Genomic DNA, 17,945 nt, shown 5'->3' with positions numbered 1-17,945 from the left:
AGCCGGACGATGTCCTGGTGCGACTCGCACGATGAAGGTGACGGCCGACCGCGTCGGGGGCTCGGCCTCGACCACCCGGCCGCGCCGTACGATCGTCACGAGGCTGGCCCGCTCCAGGATGTCCGGATGCCGGGTCGCCGACCGGCCTGCCGTGTCCAGCCGTTGGCACAGCTCGCGCGGTGGCGCGTCAGGCGTGCGGGACGACGGCGACCGGGGCCGAGGAGTGGTGCAGGGCGGCGTGGGTCAGCGGGCCGATGTGCGAGCCGAGTGCGGAGCCGCGGGTGCGACGGCCGACGACCAGGAGCGAGGCGCCGGACGAGGCCTCGATCAGAAGCGGAGCCGTGCCGCCCAGTCGGATGTCGGTGGTCACCCGGACATCGGGGAACTTCTCCCGCCATGGCAGCAGCCTCTGCGCCAGGGTCTGCGCGACGTTGGCCGCCAGATCGAGACCGAGGTCCGCCGGGACTTCCACGGGTGCGTAACCGTAGATCGCCGGTGGGGACCAGCTGTGGACGACGCGCAGCGGGACGCTCCGCCGGGCCGCGGCGTCGAAGGCGAACGCGATCACCGCGTCGCCGGGGCGCTCCAGGTCGAGGCCGAGCACGACCGCGCCGTCCCCGGTCGGTTTCGACGGCTCGCCTTCCTCGTGCGGTCGCTGTCCGGCCCCGGCCGGCCCACCGGCCCGCAGGAGTACGACCGGCCGGGTGGCGGCCGCCACGACCGCGAGCGAGACCGAGCCGAAGGCGAATCCGGCCAGGGTGCCCAGACCGCGTGATCCCAGCACGAGGAGTTCGGCCTCCGCGGCCGCGGACAGCAGCGTCGGAGCCGCCCGGCCGGCGATCCGGTCGGCGGTGATCGGCAGTCCGGGGTAGCGGCGCCGCAACGCGGCCGATGCCTCGCGCGGTATCCGCTCGGCCCATTGACGCGTCAGGTCGGCGTCGGCCAGTGACCCACGGGTGTCGTAGTCATAGGGCTGCCATTCCCAGGCGTGCACCAGGCGGAGCGGCAGCCCGCGGCTCTCGGCCTCGCGGGCCGCCCAGTCGGCCGCGGACAGACTTTCGGGCGAACCATCCAGACCTGCGACAACGGTACGCATCATGACAGTGGCCTCCTTCAGGCGTTTCGCTCCCAGCCTCGCGGCCGGTGCCGCACGGGAGGAGGGGCCGTCGGTCCATTCCCGGGGGGCCGACCGGCCCCCCGGGCCTGATCGCCAGGACCCGGACGCCCCGTGCGGTTGCGCTGTCCAGGTGAACGGCGTGCCGGGCGCGGCGGCTTGGGGCGCGGCCGAGCTGGCGGCAGCCCGGCCGGTGGCTTTCCTGTACTCGACATCCGGCCGTCCGCACGGGAGCACTCCGATCATGACCGCACTGCCGCCGCCGCCCGCTCCGTCCCTCGAACCCGCCGCGCGGGCCTTGGCGGAGGCGGCCTTTCCCCATCCGAGAAGCTACGAGCTGCCGCCCGGGACGGGACGGGACCGCCTCGTCGGGCTCCAGAGCGGTCAGGGCGTCGGGAAACCGGAGGTCGACGAGACCTGGGTGACCGTCGACGCCGGCCGCTACGGGCAGGTCCGTACGCGGATCGTCCGCCCCCGGGGCGCGGACGGCGAACTGCCCGTGGTGCTCTTCCTGCACGGCGGGGGCTGGGTCTTCGGCGACGAGACCACCCACGACCGCCTGGTGCGCGAACTCGCCGCCGGAGCCGGCGCCGCCGTGGTGTTCCCGCTCTTCGACCGGGCGCCCGAGGCGAAATACCCCACCCAGATCGAGCAGAACTACGCGGTGGGCGAATGGATCCGCCGGCGCGGCGGCGAATACCGCCTGGACACCGCGCGTATCGCCGTCGCGGGGGATTCGGCCGGCGGGAACATGGCCACGGTCTTCGCCCTGATGGCCGGGGAGCGCGGCGGCATTCCGCTCGCGGCCCAGATTCTGCTCTATCCGGTCACCAATGCCGACTTCACCACAGCCTCCTACCGGCAATTCGCCGACGGCTACTACCTCACCCGCGCCGGCATGGCCTGGTTCTGGGACCAGTACACCAGCGATCCCCGGCAGCGCGCCGAGCCGTACGCCGCTCCGCTGCTGGCGAGCGCGGACCGGCTCGGTCGGCTGCCCATGACATTGGTCGTCACCGGTGAGGCCGATGTGCTGCGGGATGAAGGTGAGGCATACGCGGCCCGCCTGCGGGAGGCCGGCGTGAGCGTCACGGCGGTCCGCGTCCAGGGCACGGTGCACGACTTCCTCATGCTCGACAGCCTCCGCGACACCCGGGCCGCGAACGTCGCCAGGAAACTCGCGGTCGACGCCATCGGCGAGGCCTTCCTGATCTAGCGATCGGCGGCGGTGTCCGCCTCGGAAGCGCGGCCCGGGCGAAAGTGGCCCGGTGGTCGTGGCGTGTCTGAAAACTACCGAGTCGCGAGAGGCTGCTGCGGCAGTTCTTTGATGTCGAACATGCTGTTATCAGAGTCCACTGACAGAAATCCGACTTAGGATGGCGCTCCACCGGCTGCGGAACGCGCACGTCAGAGCGGCCTTCGGTGTCGCCGGTGTGTCCGGCCGGGCGCGCGATCCGGCGCGGCCGGCGGGCGGCGAACCGCTCAACGTCCCTCTATGAGGAATTTTCGCTGGAACTATTCCACATGGGGCACAACATGCCTATGGTTCAGGACACCCGGCGAGGAAGCCGTAGGCGCCCTTCCGGGCCGCGGCGGGCCTTGCCCGTTCCGATCGTGAGAAGGACCGCGCCATGTACATCGACGTTCACGGGCACGTCACCGCCCCCGACAAGCTCTACGCGTACAAAGCCGGCTTGCTGTCCCATCGCGGAGCCCACGGGCACGGCCACTCGGGGGTGACCATGGAGCACGTCGTCGAGGCGCTGAACGCGCCGCACCCGAGTTTCGGCAAGGTCTCCCACCTGGAGCACCTGGACCAGGCCGGGGTGGACATCCAGTTCATATCGCCGCGGCCGTTCCAGATGATGCACAGCGAGAGCCCGGCCAAGCTGGTCGAGTGGTTCACCGCGGAGACCAATGACGTCATCGCGCTGTGCTGCGAGGCGGACAGCCGCTTCCGGGGCGTGGCGGGCATGCCGCAGTCGATGGAGCTGGACCCGGCCGAGTGGACCAGGGAACTGCGCCGCTGCGTCAACGATCTGGGCTTCGTCGGCGCGACCTTGAACACCGATCCCTACGAAGGGCTGCGCCAGCCGCCGGCCATCGGCGACCGCTTCTGGTACCCGGTGTGGGAGGCGCTGTGCGAACTCGACGTGCCGGCCATCATCCACTCGGCGGCCTGCCGGCCCCCGGCCCGGGAGAGCTACTCGCTGCACTTCGTGCAGGAGGAGACGCTCGCGGTGGCCGGGCTGCTGCAGTCGAAGGTGCTCGACGACTTCCCCGATCTGAAGATCGTGGTGTCGCACGGCGGCGGCGCGATCCCGTACCAGAAGGGCCGCTTCTACCCGGCGGCGCTCAGGGCGGGCACCACCTTCGAGGAGCGGCTGCGCAAGCTGCACTACGACACCTGCCTCTACACCCGTGACTCGATCGAGTTCCTGCTGCGCACCGTCGGGGTGGACCGCTGCCTGTTCGGCACCGAGAAGCCGGGCACCGGATCGGTCAAGGACCCGGAGACCGGCCGCTGGATCGACGACATCCATCTGCTGATCGAGGACATCGACTGGCTGACCGACGCCGACCGCAAGGCGCTGTTCGAGACGAACGCCGCCGAACTGTTCCGTATCGAGGTCTGACCGATGGCCGATCTCGTACTGGGCGTGGGCACCTCCCACGGCCCCCTGCTGAACACCGCGCCGGCGGACTGGGGACTGCGCGCCAGGGCCGACCGCGCCAACAAGGCACTGGTCTACCGGGGCGCGGAATACCCCTACGACGAACTGCTGGCGCTGCGCGCCCCCGGCTTCGCCGCCGAGTGCGCGCCGGACGAGCGCGACCGCCGCCACGCCGCCTGCCGCGCCGACATCGAGGAGCTGGGCCGGCGGATCGACGCGGCCGAGCTGGACGCCCTGGTGGTGGTGAGCAGCGACCACAAGGAGGTCTTCGGTGACGAGCTGCTGCCGCAGTTCGCCTTCTACTGGGGCGAGACCATGCGGCACGAGCCCTTCACCCAGGAGCAGCTGGACCGGATGAAGCCCGGTCTGGCCGTCGCCGAGGTGGCCAACGTGCCGGCGGTGAGCACCGTCCGGCCGGGCCACCCGGTGCTGGCACGGCATCTGATCGAGCGGACCTCGGCGGCCGGCTTCGACCCGGCCGCCTCCAGGGAGCTGCCGCCCGGCGAATGGCGCAACTCGGGGATCCCGCACGGCTGGGGCTTCGTCTTCGAGCAGCTGCTCGGCGGCGACCCGTCCCGTATCCCGCCCACGGTGCCGGTCTTCGTCAACACCTTCTGGGAGCCGAACCCGCCGTCTGCCGCCCGCTGCTTCGACTTCGGGGTGGCGCTGGGCGAGGCGATCCGGAGCTTCCCCGAGCCGCTGCGGGTCGGCGTCGTCGCCTCCGGCGGGCTGAGCCACTTCGTGGTGGACGAGGAGCTGGACCGTGCCTTCATCGCTGCACTGACCAGCCGGGACACCGACCACCTGCGCTCCTTGCCGGACGCCGTACTGCGGTCCGGGACCTCGGAGATGCGCAACTGGATCGTGGTGGCCGGCGCGTTGCGGTCCTCGTCGCTCACCGCCGAACTGGTCGGCTACGAGCCCTGCTACCGCGCCGAGGCCGGCACCGGCTGCGCGATGGCCTTCATGACCTGGCAGGACGACCGAGGGCAGGCGGCGCGATGACGACGACCGACGAAACGCCGGAGACCGGCCCGGCGCCCGGCCCGGAGACCGCCGATGCGGACGGCGTGCTGGAACGGCTGCGGGCGCTGGACTCCTGTGCGATCTCCGACGCGCTGGACGCCTACGGCCTGTCCACCGTGGTGCTCGGCCCCCGCCCGGTCTGGCCGGTGGACCGCGTGGTGGCCGGCCGGGTGCGTACCGTCCAGGTGGGACCGCGCCGCGGCGACCGCCCGGCCGGCCATGTCGGTGCCGCGGCGGTGGACACCTCGGGACCGCAGGACGTGCTGGTCGTCGCCAACGGCGGGCGGCTGGACGTGTCCTGCTGGGGCGGCATCCTCAGCCGGGCGGCCGTCGCCCGGGGCATCGCCGGAGTGCTGGTGGACGGCGCCTGCCGGGACGCCGCCGAGAGCGGCGACCTCGGACTGCCGGTGTTCGCCCGGGCGGTCGTACCGGTCAGCGCACGCGGCCGGGTGGTCCAGCACGCGATGGACGAGCCGGTCACCTTCGGCGACGTCACCGTGCGGCCGGGCGACTACGTGATCGCCGACGGCAACGGCGTCGCCTTCGTACCGGGCCCCGACGCCCCGCGGATCGTCGCCTTCGCCGAACGCATCGTGGCCCGCGAGAGCGCCATGGCCGACGCCGTCGACCAGGGACGACCGGTCTCCGAGGTCATGCACGACAGCCAATTCCCCGCCACCACAGAGGAGTCCGGATCGTGACCGGCGAACCCAACGCCCCGGAGCCCGCCGAGCCCGCGCACCCGCTGCGCGGCTACTCCACCGCCACCGTCGCCGACGCCCTGGACCGCGTCGGCCGGGAGGGCTGCCTGCTCGGCATCGGCCCGCTGGCCGACGGCACCGCGGTCTTCGGACGCGCGTACACCGTCTCCTACGTCGCCGCCGGGCATCCGGCCGGCACGGTGGGCGACTACCTGGACGACGTCAAGCCCGGCGAGGTGGCCGTGCTCGACAACTCCGGCCGCACCGACTGCACGGTGTGGGGCGACATCCTCACCGCGATGGCCGACAACCGCCGGATCGCCGGCACCGTGATCGACGGCGTCTGCCGGGACGTACGGCGCGCCCTCGACCTGAACTATCCGCTGTTCACCCGGGGCCGCTACATGCGCACCGGCAAGGACCGGGTCGAGGTCCGCGATGTGCAGTGCCCGGTGGGGATCGGCGGCGTCCAGGTGCTGCCCGGCCAGCTGATCATCGCCGACGACGACGGCGTGGTCGCCGTGCCGCCCGATGTCGAGGACGAGGTGGCGGAGATCTGCCGGACCATCCACGAACGCGAGTCGCGCATCGTCGAGGACGTGATCGCCGGCCGCTCGCTGGCCGCCGCCCGCGCCGCGCACGGCTACCACCTGCTGCAAAGGAGCCAGGCATGACGACCGTCGCATCCCAGGACTTCGACTCCGCCGCCTTCCTGCGGCTGGGGACGGCGACGCTCTACGAGGCGTCCAAGCTCAACTGCTTCCTGCCGCCGCGCATCCGGCCGGTCTGGGCGGGCGCCGCCGTGGTCGGCCGGGCCCTGCCGGTCACCACCGGGCCGGCCGACAACCTGCCGCTGCACATCGCGCTCGAACTGGCCCGGCCCGGCGATGTGCTGGTGGTCGACGGCCGCCAGGAGGCCTGCGGCTACTGGGGCGAGGTGCTCAGCGCGGCGGCCGCGGCGCGCGGCGTGCTGGGGCTGGTCATCGACGGCGGGGTGCGCGACACCGACCAGCTGCGCGAGCGCGGCTTCCCGGTCTTCAGCTCCTCGGTCGCGGTGCGCACCACCGTCAAGGACGACGCGGGAACGGTCGGCGACCCGATCACGCTCGGCGGTGTCCCGGTCGCCCGCGGCGATCTGGTGGTGGCCGACGCCGACGGGGTCGTGGTGATCCCGCGGCTGTCGGCCGACGCGGTGCTCGCGGCCGGGCTGGCCCGCGAAGCCGCCGAGGCCGGTTATCTCAGCCGGATCGCCGAGGGTGAACTCACCCTGGACATCTACGGCTTCCGACCGGCCGGCACGGACTGAGCGCCATGACAGAACTGGCCGTCTTCGAGGCCCGGCAGCTGCTGGTCCGGCAGGTCCGGCTGGAAGCCGCGGGCGTGGTCTCGCTGACCCTGGTCGATCCGGACGGCGGTGAGCTGCCGGCCTGGGCGCCGGGCGCGCACATCGACCTGCGGCTGCCCAGCGGGGCGGTCCGGCAGTACTCGCTGTGCGGGCCGCCGGACGACCCGTACTCCTGGACCGTCGCGGTGCTCCGCGAGGAGCGCGGCCGGGGCGGGTCGGCCGAGGTGCACGACTCGGCACTGGTCGGGCGCACGCTCCAGGTGCGCGGCCCGCGCAACCACTTCGCCCTGGTGGACGCGCCGCACTACCTCTTCCTGGCCGGAGGGATCGGTGTCACACCGATCCTGGCGATGGTCCGCCGGGTCGCGGCGGCCGGCGCCTCCTGGGAACTGCACTACGGCGGACGCTCGCGGGCCGGCATGGCCTTCACCGGGGCGCTCACCGATGTCGACGCGGACCGGGTGCACATCGTGCCGCAGGACGAGCGGGGCCTGCTGCCGCTCGCCGAGCTGGTGGAGGGCGCGCCCGAGGGCACCGCCGTCTACTGCTGCGGCCCCGAGGGCATGGTCGAGGCCGCGACCCGGGCGTGCGCGGCCCTGCGGCCGGGGGCCCTGCACATCGAGCGGTTCGGCGCGCCGCCGGGCGCCGCGCCCGCCGCTGCGGGACCGCCGCGGGGGGCGAGCGGATTCACCGTGGAACTGCGGCACAGCGGGCTGACGCTGGCGGTGCCGCCGGACCGGACGCTGCTGGACGTGGTCCGCGAGGTCGCACCGGACGTGGGGTTCTCCTGCGAGGAGGGCTACTGCGGATCCTGCGAGACCAGGGTGCTGGCCGGAGTCCCCGAGCACCACGACAGCGTGCTCTCCGACGAGGAGCGCAAACGCGGCGACACGATGATGATCTGCGTCGGGCGGTCGGCCTCGGAGCTGCTCGTACTCGACCTGTAGATCCCCTTGGTCCCCCTCACCCCCTCACTCCCTTCTCCCTCCTTCGCACCCTTTCTTTCCCGCACCCCTTTTCTCCCGCTTCACGACACCACGACGACAGATCCGAGGAGCCGCAATGTCTATGAGGGCGACCACGCCGGACCGCCTCAGGGGCCCGACCGCAGATCCGGTGGACCAGCCGTCGGGTGACTCCGCCGTCCAGCTCCGACTGACCGGCCTGACCCGGACGTTCAACGAGGTCACCGCCGTCGACCACATCGACCTCGATGTGCGGAAGGGGGAGATCTTCGCGCTGCTGGGCCCCAGCGGCTGCGGCAAGAGCACCACGCTGCGGATGGTGGCCGGCCTGGAGAAGATCGACGACGGCTCGATCACCATGGGCGAGCGCACCCTGGCCGACGTCCAGCAGGGCACCTTCCTGCCGTCGGAGAAGCGCGACCTCGCGATGGTCTTCCAGTCCTACGCGATCTGGCCGCACATGACGGTGGCCCAGAACGTCGCCTTCCCGCTGCGGATGCGCCGTGTCAAGCGCGCCGAGCGCCGCCGCCGGGTCGAGGAGATCCTCGCGGTCACCGGCCTGGAGGCGATGGCCGACCGGCCGGCCACCCTGCTGTCCGGCGGCCAGCAGCAGCGCGTCGCGCTGGCCAGGGCGCTGGTCTACACCCCCGACCTGCTGCTGCTCGACGAGCCGCTGTCCAACCTGGACGCCAAGCTGCGCACCCAGATGCGGCGCGAGATCCGCCGGCTCAACCAGGAACTCGGCATCACCATGCTCTTCGTCACCCACGACCAGTACGAGGCGCTGTCCATGGCCGACCGGCTCGCGGTGATGAACAAGGGCAGGATCGAGCAGATAGGCCGGCCCACCGACCTCTACGAGCGCCCAAAGACCCCCTTTGTGCGGGACTTCCTCGGCCGGCTGATCGTGGTCGAGGGCGTCCTCGACGGCGACCCGGCCGAGCGCCGGGTGCTGCTCGACCAGGGCGGCCGGCGGGTCGGCCTGATCGCGGGTGTGGAACCGCCGGCCGGACTGAAGAACGGCGACCGGGTGGGCGTGCACCTGCGGCCCGAGGACGTGGACATCAAGCGGCGCCCGCCGGGAGAGCCGGCGCCCAACCAGGTGGCCGCCCGGGTGGTGTCGTCGGTCTACCTCGGCGACAGCTTCGAGTACGTCCTCGACATCGCCAGCTCCCAGGTGCTGCTCGACGCCCCGCGCCGGGTCGTCCACCAGCCCGGGGATGAGGTCGTCATCGAGGTCGACCCCCAGCGCACCATGGTGTGGCCGCTGTGACCGGCCTGCTGCCGCTCGCCCCGGACGACGCCGAGCAGGCGGCGCCGGGCGCGGTCCGCCGGCTGATCCGGGCCCGGCGCTCCAGCGGCTCCAAACTGACCGGCGTCGTCGTGCTGCTGCTGGTGGCCGCGGTCACCGTGATCCCCATCGTGCTGCTGCTGGTCAACAGCCTCAACACGGCGGGCCCCGGCGACCCGACCCACTACGGCTTCGAGAACTGGCGCACCGCCTTCGGCGACAGCGCGCTGTGGCGTTCCGGCTGGAACACCGTGCGGCTGGCCGTGCCCCGGGTGCTGATCGGGATGGTGATCGCCACCGTCATCTCCTGGCTGATCGCCAGGACCGACATGCCCGGCGGCAAGATCGTCGAGGTCTTCCTCTGGTTCGCCTTCTTCATCCCGCCGCTGTCCATGACGCTCGGCTGGATCCTGCTGCTCGACCCGGCCAACGGCGCGGTCAACCAGCTGATCCGGGAGATACCGGGGCTGGGCGGCGTCACCAACGGGCCGTTCAACATCTACAGCTACTGGGGCATCATCTGGGACCACCTGACCACCACCACGGTGCCCATCATGGTGATCCTGCTGGTGCCGGCCTTCCGCCGGATGAGCCGGTCGATGGAGGAGGCCGCGCAGATCTGCGGGGCCAGCCGGCTGCGCACCCTGGTGATGATCACCATCCCGGTGATGCGCCCGGCCATCATCGCGGCCGCGCTGCTCAGCTTCGTCTACTCGCTGAAGACCTTCGAGATCGAGCTGCTGCTCGGCACGCCGATCGGCCTGAACGTGTACTCCACCCAGATCTACAACTGGCTGGAGAACTCCCCGCCGGAGTTCGGCGTCGCGACCGCGCTGGGCTCGGTGTTCATCCCGATCCTGATCATGCTGGCCATCATGCAGCGGCTCGCCACCCGCAACCGCAGCTACATCACGGTCGGCGCGCACACCTTCAACGACGAGCCGATCCGGCTCGGCCGGGTGCGCCGCTGGGTGGTCGCCGGCGGGATGGGCCTGTACACCTTCATCGCGGTGGTGCTCCCGATGGGGGCCATCGTGGTCGGCTCGCTGATGCGGCGGTTCGGCTTCTTCCAGCTCGCCCACCCCTTCACCACCGCCCACTGGTCGGCGCTGTTCGAGGACAACCTGTTCGCCTCCTCGGTGCGCAACACCCTGCTCATCGGGCTGTTCGCCACTCTGATCGGCGGCGTGGTCTACTTCGCGGTCGCCTTCGCCGTCGTCCGCAGCCAGCTCCCCACCCGGGGCGGCATCGACCTGATGGCATGGCTGCCGGCCGCCGTACCGGGCATGCTGCTGGGCCTCGGACTGCTCTGGGTCTACCTGGGCACGCCACTGCGCACGGTGCTCTACGGCAATCTCTTCGGCCTGGTCCTGGCCCTGGTCATCAGCCATATGGCCACCGGCACGCAGCAGTTGAAGGCCGCGCTGCTGCAGATCAGTCCGGACCTGGACCGCGCGGCCCGGATCTGCGGGGCCAGCCAGATCCGCTCCTACTTCCACATCCTGCTGCCGCTGCTGGGACCCTCGATGGCCGCGGCCGCGATCCTCACCTTCAACGCCGCCGTCAGCGACGTCAGCACGGTGGTGCTGCTCAGCAGCAACGACTCGAGACCGCTGTCCCTGCTGCTGCTGGAGTACAGCACCAGCGGCGCGCTCGAACAGGCCTCGGTCCTGGGCGTGCTGATGAGCGTGATCACCGTCGGAGTCGCCCTGCTGGCCCGCGCCGTCACCAGCGGCCGGCTGCGCAGACCCACGACCCGCCGCGCGCGGACCACCGGCAGCGTCCCCCCTTCACCGCGCTCCACTACGAAAGCAGGTGCGTCATCAAGAGAAACATCGCTCACCGCAACTGGAAGCTGATCTGCGCCGGCACCGCCGTCGCCTTCGTGGCAACCGCCTGCGGATCGAGTTCCGGCTCGGGCTCCGACTCCTCGGCCCTGGGCAGCGACACCTCGGCCAAGGTCAACGCCCTGTGCCCGGCGCCCAACGGCGCGCTGGCCGCGGCGGCGAAGAAGGAGGGCAAGGTCGTCATGTCCGGCTCGCCCACCGACACCATCCGGCAGCAGCTGCCGGCCGCGTTCCAGAAGACGTACGGCGTCACGCTCGACTACATCGGCACCTCCGGCAAGGACAACGCCGCCAAGCTCCAGTCGGAGCGCAAGGCCGGCATCTACTCGCAGGACGTGTTCGTCGGCGGCGCCGACACCATGGCCAACAGCTACCAGAAGCAGGGCTGGCTGGAGCCGCTCCCGCAGGTGCTGACCCCGCAGGAGCTGGCCCCCACCGGCTGGCAGGGCGGCAAGGTCCCGTACGTGGACCCGACCAGCGAGATCCTCAGCATCAGCAAGTACGTCAGCGTGCCGATCGTGATCAACACCGACAAGGTCAAGCCGGGCGAGATCAAGACCTGGAAGGACCTGCTCGACCCCAAGTGGAAGGGCAAGATCGCCACCATCGACCCGCGTACCCCGGGCGGCGCGGTCTACAACGTCGGCATGTTCCAGTCCGACCCGAGCTACGGCGACGCGTTCGTCAAGCAGCTCTACAAGGACCAGAAGCCGGTGCTGATCACCGACTCCCGGCAGGGCACCGACGACCTGGCCCGCGGCAAGTACGCGGTCGCGCTGGCGGTCGGCCAGCTGGACGTCAGCAAGGCGATGTCCGACGGGCTGCCGATCCAGGTGGTCTCGCCCGATCTGGAGCAGACCACCAGCGGCTTCGGCTTCCTGGGCGTCTCCAACAAGCCGCCGCACCCGAACGCCGCGAAGCTGCTCGCCCAGTGGCTGGCCTGCCCGGACGGCAACAAGGCGTGGAACACCGCCTACGACAGCGTCAGCACCCGGACCGACGTCACGCCGCCGTCCGACCTGCCGGACTGGACCATCCCGAAGCCCGGCAAGACCTACTTCGACACCAACTCGTGGGACTTCCTGACCAAGGGCACGAAGCAGGCGACCGCCCTGATCAAGAGCCTGATCGGCAACAACTGACCCGTCGCGGGTGGCAGTCGGCCGGCCTTCCCGGCCGGTCCGGCCGCACCTTCCGGCGATCCAGCGAGGAGACATCAGATGACGGTGGCCGAAACCGAGCTGCCCACGATCAAGCGTCCGACGGCCTACGACCAGTGGCTGGCGGACGAGGGGCTCAAGGTCGTGTCGGGCCTGTTCATCGAGGACCTGAACACCGTTGAGCTGGGCGACTGGGCCCGGCGCGGCTGCCGCGCCGCGGTGGCCCGGCTGGAGGGCGCGGAGGACGTCAACGACGCGCACATCATCGAGCTGGCCCCCGGCGGGGAGACCGCGCCGGAACGCCACCTCTACGAGGAGATCACCTACGTCGTGTCCGGCCGCGGCCTGACCCGGGTGTGGAACTCCGCCGGGGACCGTTCCGAGTTCGAGTGGAACGCCGGCAGCGTCTTCTCGGTGCCGCTCAACGCCTATGCCCAGCACTTCAACAGCAGCGGGTCGCAGCCCGCCCGCTTCTACACCGTGACCAGCGCCCCGCTGGTGATGCGGCTCTTCCACAACCGCTCGTTCGTCTACGACTGCGACTTCGACTTCACCGACCGCTTCGGGGCCGGCAAGGACGACTTCAGCGGCGCCGGCACCGCGTACCAGAACCGGGTCTGGGAGAGCCGGTTCATCCCCGACGCGGCGGACATCGAGCTGAAGTCCTGGGACGCGCGGGGCGCCGGCGGCAGCAATGTGATGCTGGAGATCGCGGACAACAGCCTGTGCGGCCATGTCTCGCAGTTCCCGGTCGGCACCTACAAGAAGGCCCACCGGCACAACGCCGGCGCCCATGTGATCATCCTCGGCGGCACCGGCTTCTCGCTGCTGTGGCGGGACGGCGAACCGGTCCGCAAGGTGGACTGGAAGGCCGGCTCGATCGTGGTGCCGCCCGAGCAGTGGTTCCACCAGCACTTCAACAGCGGCCCGACCCCGGCCCGCTACCTGGCGCTGCGCTGGGGCAGCAAGAAGTACCCGATGTTCCGGCAGTTCCTCATCGACCGCCCCACCACCGAGGGCGGCGACCAGATCGAGTACCGGGACGAGGACCCCTCGGTGCGCGCCACCTTCGAGGCCGAACTGGCCCGGCACGGCGCGACCAGCCGGATGGACGACGTCTACGCCCGGGCCGCCCGCCCGAGCCGGTGAAGGAGGCGGGATGGTCGCCCTGGAACGCAGCTTCGACGAGGACTTCCACGTCGCGGCCGACGCGTCGACGCTGTCGGTCGACTTCTGGAGCTATCTGAACGCGCTCCAGGCCCGCCTCGGCTGGGGCCCGGCCGACGACCGGACCTGGGTCTATCTGGAGGAACTGGAGCGCGACATCGAGCCGCTCATCGAGACCCTGCCCGGCGGCGACGCCGAGCCGTATCTGCGCCGGCTGGCGGACAGCTGGGCGGCGCACGGCGGGCAAGGGGAGCGCGACGACCTCCGACGGGGTGTGGCCGCCATGCTGCGGCAGGCCCTGCGGAATCAACAGGAGCATGATCATGATCAGTGAAGCCGAGAACGAATTCCTGACCCGCGTCGGTCCGGGCACCCCGGCGGGAGACCTGCTGCGCCGCTACTGGCAGCCGGTCGCCGTCACCGCCGACCTGTCCCCGGACAAGCGCACCAAGCGCATCCGGGTGCTGGGCGAGGACCTGGTGCTCTATCTGACCGACGAGAACACCTACGCCCTGGTCGCCGAGTCCTGCGCGCACCGGCGGGTCTCGCTGTACTACGGCTTCGTGGAGGGCTGCGAGATCCGCTGCCCCTACCACGGCTGGAAGTACGACAGCACCGGCCAGTGCGTCGAGCAGCCCTTCGAGCAGGAGAACCGGCGGGCCCGCGAGCGCGCCCGGATCGCCGGATACCCGGTCCGCGCCTACCGCGGCATCGTCTTCGCGTACATGGGGCCCGGCGAGCCGCCCGTGCTGCCGCAGTGGGACGTGCTCGACCGGCGTGACGGCCACCTGACGCTGTTCGTGGAGAAGGACCTGCGCTGCAACTGGCTGCAGCCGATGGAGAACGCCGTGGACACGGTGCACACCTTCTGGCTGCACGGCCACACCATGCACGTGAAGGGCATCGACCGGGGCAGCTACTACTACCGCCCGATCGAGAAGTACTCCTTCGAGCAGTTCGAGTGGGGCATCATCAAGCGCCGCGTGTACCGCGACACCACCGGGGCGGTGGAGGAGGAGACCGGGCACCCGCTGGTCTTCCCCAACATCCTGCGGCTGCCGGAGGGCCCGTTGCAGGCCATGCACTGGCGGGTGCCGGTGGACGACGAGCACACCATGCTGATCCGGGCCGGCCTGCGGCCCGACAAGCCGGGCGAGGAGCGGGTGCACGACGAGGAGCCCAGCGTGGTCCGCCTCCCCTCGGAGATGACCGCCGACGGCGACCACGCGATGGACACCTTCACCAGCCAGGACCGGATGGCCTGGGAGACACAGGGCGCCGTCTACGACCGCACCAAGGAGATGCTCGGCGCGGAGGACAAGGGCATCGCGATGTACCGGCGGCTGCTGCGGCAGCAGATCGAGCTGGTGCAGGCCGGTGCGGACCCGATGGCGCTGATCCGCGACCCCGACCGGGCCAAGGTCACCTTCGACGTGTCCCAGGGCCAGGCGCGGGTGGCCGTGGCCGAGGGCAGGGTGTGATGGCGCCGGCGGCCGAGCGCGTCGCGGCGGCCTGCCGTGTCCTCGGCCGCCTGGGGCTGACCCGCGAACCGGCCGGCCATGTCAGCATGCGGCTGCCCGACGGGACGGTGGCGGTCAAGGCCAGGGGACCGGCCGAGTCCGGCCTGCGCTTCGCCGAGGCCGAGGACGTGGTGATCGTCGATCCGGACGGGGCACTGGTCTCCGGCGCCCCGGGCCTGCGGCCCCCGCAGGAGGTCGCCATCCACCTCGCGGTCTACCGGGCCCGCCCGGACGTCGGCGGTGTGGCGCACGTCCACCCGCTGATGCCGGTGCTCTTCGGCATCTGCGACGTCCCGCTGCTGCCGCTGATCGGGGCCTACGACCCCTACGCGGCGCGGCTGCTGGCGCGCGGGGTGCCGACCTATCAGCGCGGTGTACTGGTGGCGGACCGCGAGCTGGGTGACGAACTGGCCGCCGTGCTGGGGGCGAGTGGTGCCTGCCTGATGCGCGGCCACGGTGTGACGACCGCGGGCGCGACCCCGGAGGAGGCGGCGCTGAACGTCATCAAGCTCAGCGAGCTGGCCGAGCTGAACTTCCGGGCCCGGCAGCTCGGGCAGCCGCGGCCGATCGATCCCGCCGACCGGGCGGCCGTGGTCGGGACCGGCCGGACCCGGCCGGAGCTGATCGACTCCACCTGGCGGTTCTACCTCCGGCTGGCGAACGAGGCGGCGGGGGAGCGATGAGCGGGATGTCAGAGACCGGGACGCAGACCGAGCCCGGGACCGGCGCCGGCCGTTCGCCGGGCGGCGACCACGGCCACCGGCACGAGCACAGCCATGGTCACGACCACGAGCACAGCGCGGACATCTGGTCCGACGACCCGGACCACCCGCTGTGGGAACGCGACCAGATCGTCCTCACCAGCGCCGGCATCGACATCGGCTCGGCCACCAGCCAGCTGCTGCTGTCGCGGCTGACGCTGCGCCGGCTGGGGCGGGAGATGTCCAGCGCCTTCGCGGTGGTGGACAAGCGGATCGTCTACGAGTCGCCGGTCGCCCTGACGCCCTACGCCGACGGGCTGCGGATCGACGGCGAGCGGCTGAAGGCCGTCATGGACGGGGCGCTGGCGGAAGCCGGCGTCACGGCCGACGCGGTGGACACCGGCGCCGTCATCCTCACCGGCGAGGCGACCCGCCGTGTCAACGCCCCTGCGATCGCCGAGCTGTTCGCGGCCCGGACCGGCCGCTTCATCTGCGCGGCGGCCGGGCACGGCATGGAGGCGGTGCTGGCCGCCCACGGATCGGGAGCGGTGGCCAGGAGCGAGGGCGGCGGCCGGGTGCTCGACATCGACGTCGGCGGCGGCACCACCAAGCTCGCGGTGGCCGAGTCCGGCGCCGTACGCGCCACCGCCGCGCTGCACCTGGGCGGACGCCTGATCGTGCTCGACGACTCCGGGCGGATCGTCCGGCTCGAGCCGGCGGGCAAGCGGCTGGCGGCGGCGCTCGGCCGGGACTGGTCGCTCGGAGATGCCCCCTCGGCCGCCGAACTGACCGCACTCGCTGGGCTGATGGCCGATTCCGTCCTCGCGGCGGTGCTCGGCGGGCCGCTCCCGGCCGGCGGTCTCGACTGGATCGGGCTCACCGAACCGCTGGCCGAGCGGGGTCCCTACGACGCCGTGCTGTTCTCCGGCGGTGTCGCCGAGTACGTCTACGGCCGCGAGACCCGGGAGTTCGGCGATCTGGGTCCGCTGTTCGGCCGCGCGCTCGCCGAGCGGACCGGACGGCTGCCCGGCCCGGTGGAGGACTGCGGGCGGGCGATCAGGGCCACGGTGCTGGGAGCCTCGCAGTACACCGTGCAGGTGAGCGGGAACACCGTCGGCGTCAGCGACCCGGCCCTCCTGCCGCTGCGCAATCTGCGGGTGGTCCGGCCCGAGGTCGAGCTGGGCGGGACGGTCGATCCGGAGCTGGTCGCGGCCGCCGTCCGGCGGCGGCTCGCGCAGTTGGACGCGGACCCGGCCGACCCGTTGGCCTTCGCCTTCCGCTGGAGCGGGCTGCCGACCTTCCGGCGGCTGGACGCCTTCGTCGCGGGCATCCGGCGCGGCCTGGCCGGGCGGATCGCCTCGGGCCTGCCGCTGTGCCTGCTCTTCGACGGCGACATCGCCAGGACCGTCGGCTGCCTGCTGCTCGATCAGGGGGTGACGTCACCCGTGGTCGCGGTGGACGGCATTACCGTCTCCGAACTCGACTACGTCGATGTCGGGGCGGTGCTCGCGAAGTCGGGGACCGTCCCGGTCTCGCTCAAGTCGCTGGTGTTCGCGCTGTGAACGGCGGCTCGGCAGGTGCCAGGCCGCCGCCGCGGCGGGTGGAACGGCGCTCAGGCCGTCTCGTTGAGCGCCTCGCGCATCGACGCCTGCGCCTGGACCACCAGCGGAGCCAGCGCCCTGGCCTGCTCCGGGGTCTCCAGCCGGGACCGCGGCACAGCCACCGCGATGGCCGCCAGTGGATAGCCGATCAGGTCGTAGATCGCCATCCCCACCGCGCTGATGCTCGTCTCGCCCTCGCCGAAGTTGACCGCGTAGCCGGCACCCCGGATCTCGTTCAGCTCGGACTCCAACTCGCCCCAGGTGGAGATGGAGTGGGGAGTGCGGGTGTCCAACCGCCGGGTGGGGTAGCGGCGGCCCAGGTCGCTGCTCGGCAGCGCGGCCAGGATCGCCTTGCCGCCGGCCGTGCAGTGGGCCGGCAGCACGATCCCGGTGCGGGTCGCCACGCGCACCGCCCGGGAGCCTTCGACGCAGTCTATGAAACGGACGGAATCGCCTTCCAGCAGCAGCAGGCTGGCCGTCTCCTGGGTCTGCTCGCTGAGCCGCTCCAGCACCGGCCTGGCCGCGTGCCGGATGTCGACCCGGCCGATCGCCGCGAGGCCGATCTCCAGCAGGGCGCGTCCGGGGCGGTAGACGCCGTTGGGCTTGTCCTGCATCACGAAGCTCTGCCGGCGCAGCGCGGTCAGCAGCCGGTGCGCGGTGGATCGGGCGACGCCCAGCGCCTCTGCGGCCTCGGCGACGCGCAGCGCGCGCCGCTCACCGATGAGATGCAGCAGCTGAAGGGCGTTGTCGACCGATGACAGGCCCGCCTGCGGTTCGTACGCGGCGGGCGGGTGGGGGTCATCGTGGGCTGGGTTCTTCATACCGGAATAGT

Annotated in this window: 17 protein-coding genes; 15 read left to right on the top strand and 2 right to left on the bottom strand. The window is 71.7% G+C overall.

The annotated features are described in order from the left end of the window. Window positions 1-187 precede the first annotated feature (187 nt). The gene (locus tag ACFO3J_RS00540) at window positions 188-1,099 is read right to left on the bottom strand and encodes a universal stress protein (RefSeq protein ID WP_386424657.1); all 912 of its coding nucleotides are present in this window, start codon (window positions 1,097-1,099) and stop codon (window positions 188-190) included. Between the two features lie 259 nt (window positions 1,100-1,358). Between ACFO3J_RS00540 and ACFO3J_RS00535 the strand changes: the two genes are divergently transcribed. The 15 genes from ACFO3J_RS00535 to ACFO3J_RS00465 all read left to right on the top strand — a co-directional run bounded on the left by ACFO3J_RS00535 (window position 1,359) and on the right by ACFO3J_RS00465 (window position 17,074). After that, window positions 1,359-2,330 carry an alpha/beta hydrolase gene (locus ACFO3J_RS00535; RefSeq protein ID WP_386424654.1) on the top strand — a complete coding sequence of 324 codons (972 nt, stop codon included), beginning with the start codon at window positions 1,359-1,361 and terminating at the stop codon, window positions 2,328-2,330. Window positions 2,331-2,745: 415 nt separating this feature from the next. Continuing rightward, on the top strand, window positions 2,746-3,750 hold the full coding sequence (locus ACFO3J_RS00530; RefSeq protein ID WP_386424651.1) for an amidohydrolase family protein: 1,005 nt from the start codon (window positions 2,746-2,748) through the stop codon (window positions 3,748-3,750). Between the two features lie 3 nt (window positions 3,751-3,753). After that, window positions 3,754-4,794 carry a DODA-type extradiol aromatic ring-opening family dioxygenase gene (locus tag ACFO3J_RS00525; RefSeq protein WP_386424649.1) on the top strand — a complete coding sequence of 347 codons (1,041 nt, stop codon included), beginning with the start codon at window positions 3,754-3,756 and terminating at the stop codon, window positions 4,792-4,794. Further along, complete coding sequence (locus ACFO3J_RS00520; RefSeq protein WP_386424646.1) at window positions 4,791-5,516, top strand: RraA family protein; 726 nt, start codon at window positions 4,791-4,793, stop codon at window positions 5,514-5,516. The genes ACFO3J_RS00525 and ACFO3J_RS00520 overlap by 4 nt, the downstream gene beginning before the upstream one ends. Then, on the top strand, window positions 5,513-6,190 hold the full coding sequence (locus ACFO3J_RS00515) for an RraA family protein (RefSeq protein ID WP_386424644.1): 678 nt from the start codon (window positions 5,513-5,515) through the stop codon (window positions 6,188-6,190). Before ACFO3J_RS00520 ends, ACFO3J_RS00515 begins: the two co-directional genes overlap by 4 nt. Continuing rightward, window positions 6,187-6,822: a 4-carboxy-4-hydroxy-2-oxoadipate aldolase/oxaloacetate decarboxylase gene (locus ACFO3J_RS00510; protein ID WP_386424641.1), complete on the top strand. Its 636-nt coding sequence runs from the start codon at window positions 6,187-6,189 to the stop codon at window positions 6,820-6,822. Before ACFO3J_RS00515 ends, ACFO3J_RS00510 begins: the two co-directional genes overlap by 4 nt. 5 nt (window positions 6,823-6,827) lie before the next feature. Next, window positions 6,828-7,808: a PDR/VanB family oxidoreductase gene (locus ACFO3J_RS00505; RefSeq protein ID WP_386424638.1), complete on the top strand. Its 981-nt coding sequence runs from the start codon at window positions 6,828-6,830 to the stop codon at window positions 7,806-7,808. Window positions 7,809-7,923: 115 nt separating this feature from the next. Continuing rightward, window positions 7,924-9,099: an ABC transporter ATP-binding protein gene (locus ACFO3J_RS00500; protein WP_386424636.1), complete on the top strand. Its 1,176-nt coding sequence runs from the start codon at window positions 7,924-7,926 to the stop codon at window positions 9,097-9,099. After that, the gene (locus ACFO3J_RS00495; protein ID WP_386424634.1) at window positions 9,087-10,976 is read left to right on the top strand and encodes an ABC transporter permease; all 1,890 of its coding nucleotides are present in this window, start codon (window positions 9,087-9,089) and stop codon (window positions 10,974-10,976) included. The genes ACFO3J_RS00500 and ACFO3J_RS00495 overlap by 13 nt, the downstream gene beginning before the upstream one ends. Before the next feature lie 26 nt (window positions 10,977-11,002). Next, the gene (locus ACFO3J_RS00490; protein ID WP_386424632.1) at window positions 11,003-12,106 is read left to right on the top strand and encodes an ABC transporter substrate-binding protein; all 1,104 of its coding nucleotides are present in this window, start codon (window positions 11,003-11,005) and stop codon (window positions 12,104-12,106) included. 78 nt (window positions 12,107-12,184) lie between these two features. Beyond that, the gene (locus ACFO3J_RS00485; RefSeq protein ID WP_386424629.1) at window positions 12,185-13,273 is read left to right on the top strand and encodes a cupin domain-containing protein; all 1,089 of its coding nucleotides are present in this window, start codon (window positions 12,185-12,187) and stop codon (window positions 13,271-13,273) included. Between the two features lie 10 nt (window positions 13,274-13,283). Continuing rightward, entirely contained in the window at window positions 13,284-13,625 is a 342-nt protein-coding gene (locus tag ACFO3J_RS00480) for a hypothetical protein (protein ID WP_386424626.1), read from the top strand. After that, the gene (locus ACFO3J_RS00475) at window positions 13,615-14,772 is read left to right on the top strand and encodes a Rieske 2Fe-2S domain-containing protein (protein WP_386424623.1); all 1,158 of its coding nucleotides are present in this window, start codon (window positions 13,615-13,617) and stop codon (window positions 14,770-14,772) included. Before ACFO3J_RS00480 ends, ACFO3J_RS00475 begins: the two co-directional genes overlap by 11 nt. Then, window positions 14,772-15,494 (top strand): class II aldolase/adducin family protein, encoded by a 723-nt coding sequence (locus ACFO3J_RS00470; protein WP_386424620.1) that lies wholly within the window; start codon window positions 14,772-14,774, stop codon window positions 15,492-15,494. Before ACFO3J_RS00475 ends, ACFO3J_RS00470 begins: the two co-directional genes overlap by 1 nt. Then, a complete protein-coding gene (locus tag ACFO3J_RS00465; RefSeq protein ID WP_386424617.1) occupies window positions 15,491-17,074 on the top strand; it encodes an ethanolamine ammonia-lyase reactivating factor EutA in 1,584 nt (527 codons plus the stop codon). The genes ACFO3J_RS00470 and ACFO3J_RS00465 overlap by 4 nt, the downstream gene beginning before the upstream one ends. Before the next feature lie 50 nt (window positions 17,075-17,124). On the opposite strand, the gene ACFO3J_RS00460 is transcribed toward ACFO3J_RS00465, so the two are convergent. Beyond that, a complete protein-coding gene (locus ACFO3J_RS00460) occupies window positions 17,125-17,934 on the bottom strand; it encodes an IclR family transcriptional regulator (RefSeq protein ID WP_386424614.1) in 810 nt (269 codons plus the stop codon). Between the last annotated feature and the right edge of the window lie 11 nt (window positions 17,935-17,945).

Origin of the sequence: Streptomyces polygonati, assembly GCF_042650325.1 — a bacterium.
Classification (GTDB): Bacteria; Actinomycetota; Actinomycetes; order Streptomycetales; family Streptomycetaceae; genus Actinacidiphila; species Actinacidiphila polygonati.
Note: the sequence above shows the minus strand (reverse complement) of the source record. Positions and strands in the feature narration are given on the sequence as shown.

Coding starts and splice junctions, on each gene's coding strand:
- ACFO3J_RS00460 (WP_386424614.1), bottom strand. CDS start 17,934: ATGAAGAACCCAGCCCACGATGACCCCCACCCGCCCGCCGCGTACGAA.
- ACFO3J_RS00480 (WP_386424626.1), top strand. CDS start 13,284: ATGGTCGCCCTGGAACGCAGCTTCGACGAGGACTTCCACGTCGCGGCC.
- ACFO3J_RS00485 (WP_386424629.1), top strand. CDS start 12,185: ATGACGGTGGCCGAAACCGAGCTGCCCACGATCAAGCGTCCGACGGCC.
- ACFO3J_RS00500 (WP_386424636.1), top strand. CDS start 7,924: ATGTCTATGAGGGCGACCACGCCGGACCGCCTCAGGGGCCCGACCGCA.
- ACFO3J_RS00475 (WP_386424623.1), top strand. CDS start 13,615: ATGATCAGTGAAGCCGAGAACGAATTCCTGACCCGCGTCGGTCCGGGC.
- ACFO3J_RS00530 (WP_386424651.1), top strand. CDS start 2,746: ATGTACATCGACGTTCACGGGCACGTCACCGCCCCCGACAAGCTCTAC.
- ACFO3J_RS00525 (WP_386424649.1), top strand. CDS start 3,754: ATGGCCGATCTCGTACTGGGCGTGGGCACCTCCCACGGCCCCCTGCTG.
- ACFO3J_RS00470 (WP_386424620.1), top strand. CDS start 14,772: ATGGCGCCGGCGGCCGAGCGCGTCGCGGCGGCCTGCCGTGTCCTCGGC.
- ACFO3J_RS00520 (WP_386424646.1), top strand. CDS start 4,791: ATGACGACGACCGACGAAACGCCGGAGACCGGCCCGGCGCCCGGCCCG.
- ACFO3J_RS00510 (WP_386424641.1), top strand. CDS start 6,187: ATGACGACCGTCGCATCCCAGGACTTCGACTCCGCCGCCTTCCTGCGG.
- ACFO3J_RS00465 (WP_386424617.1), top strand. CDS start 15,491: ATGAGCGGGATGTCAGAGACCGGGACGCAGACCGAGCCCGGGACCGGC.
- ACFO3J_RS00535 (WP_386424654.1), top strand. CDS start 1,359: ATGACCGCACTGCCGCCGCCGCCCGCTCCGTCCCTCGAACCCGCCGCG.
- ACFO3J_RS00540 (WP_386424657.1), bottom strand. CDS start 1,099: ATGATGCGTACCGTTGTCGCAGGTCTGGATGGTTCGCCCGAAAGTCTG.
- ACFO3J_RS00505 (WP_386424638.1), top strand. CDS start 6,828: ATGACAGAACTGGCCGTCTTCGAGGCCCGGCAGCTGCTGGTCCGGCAG.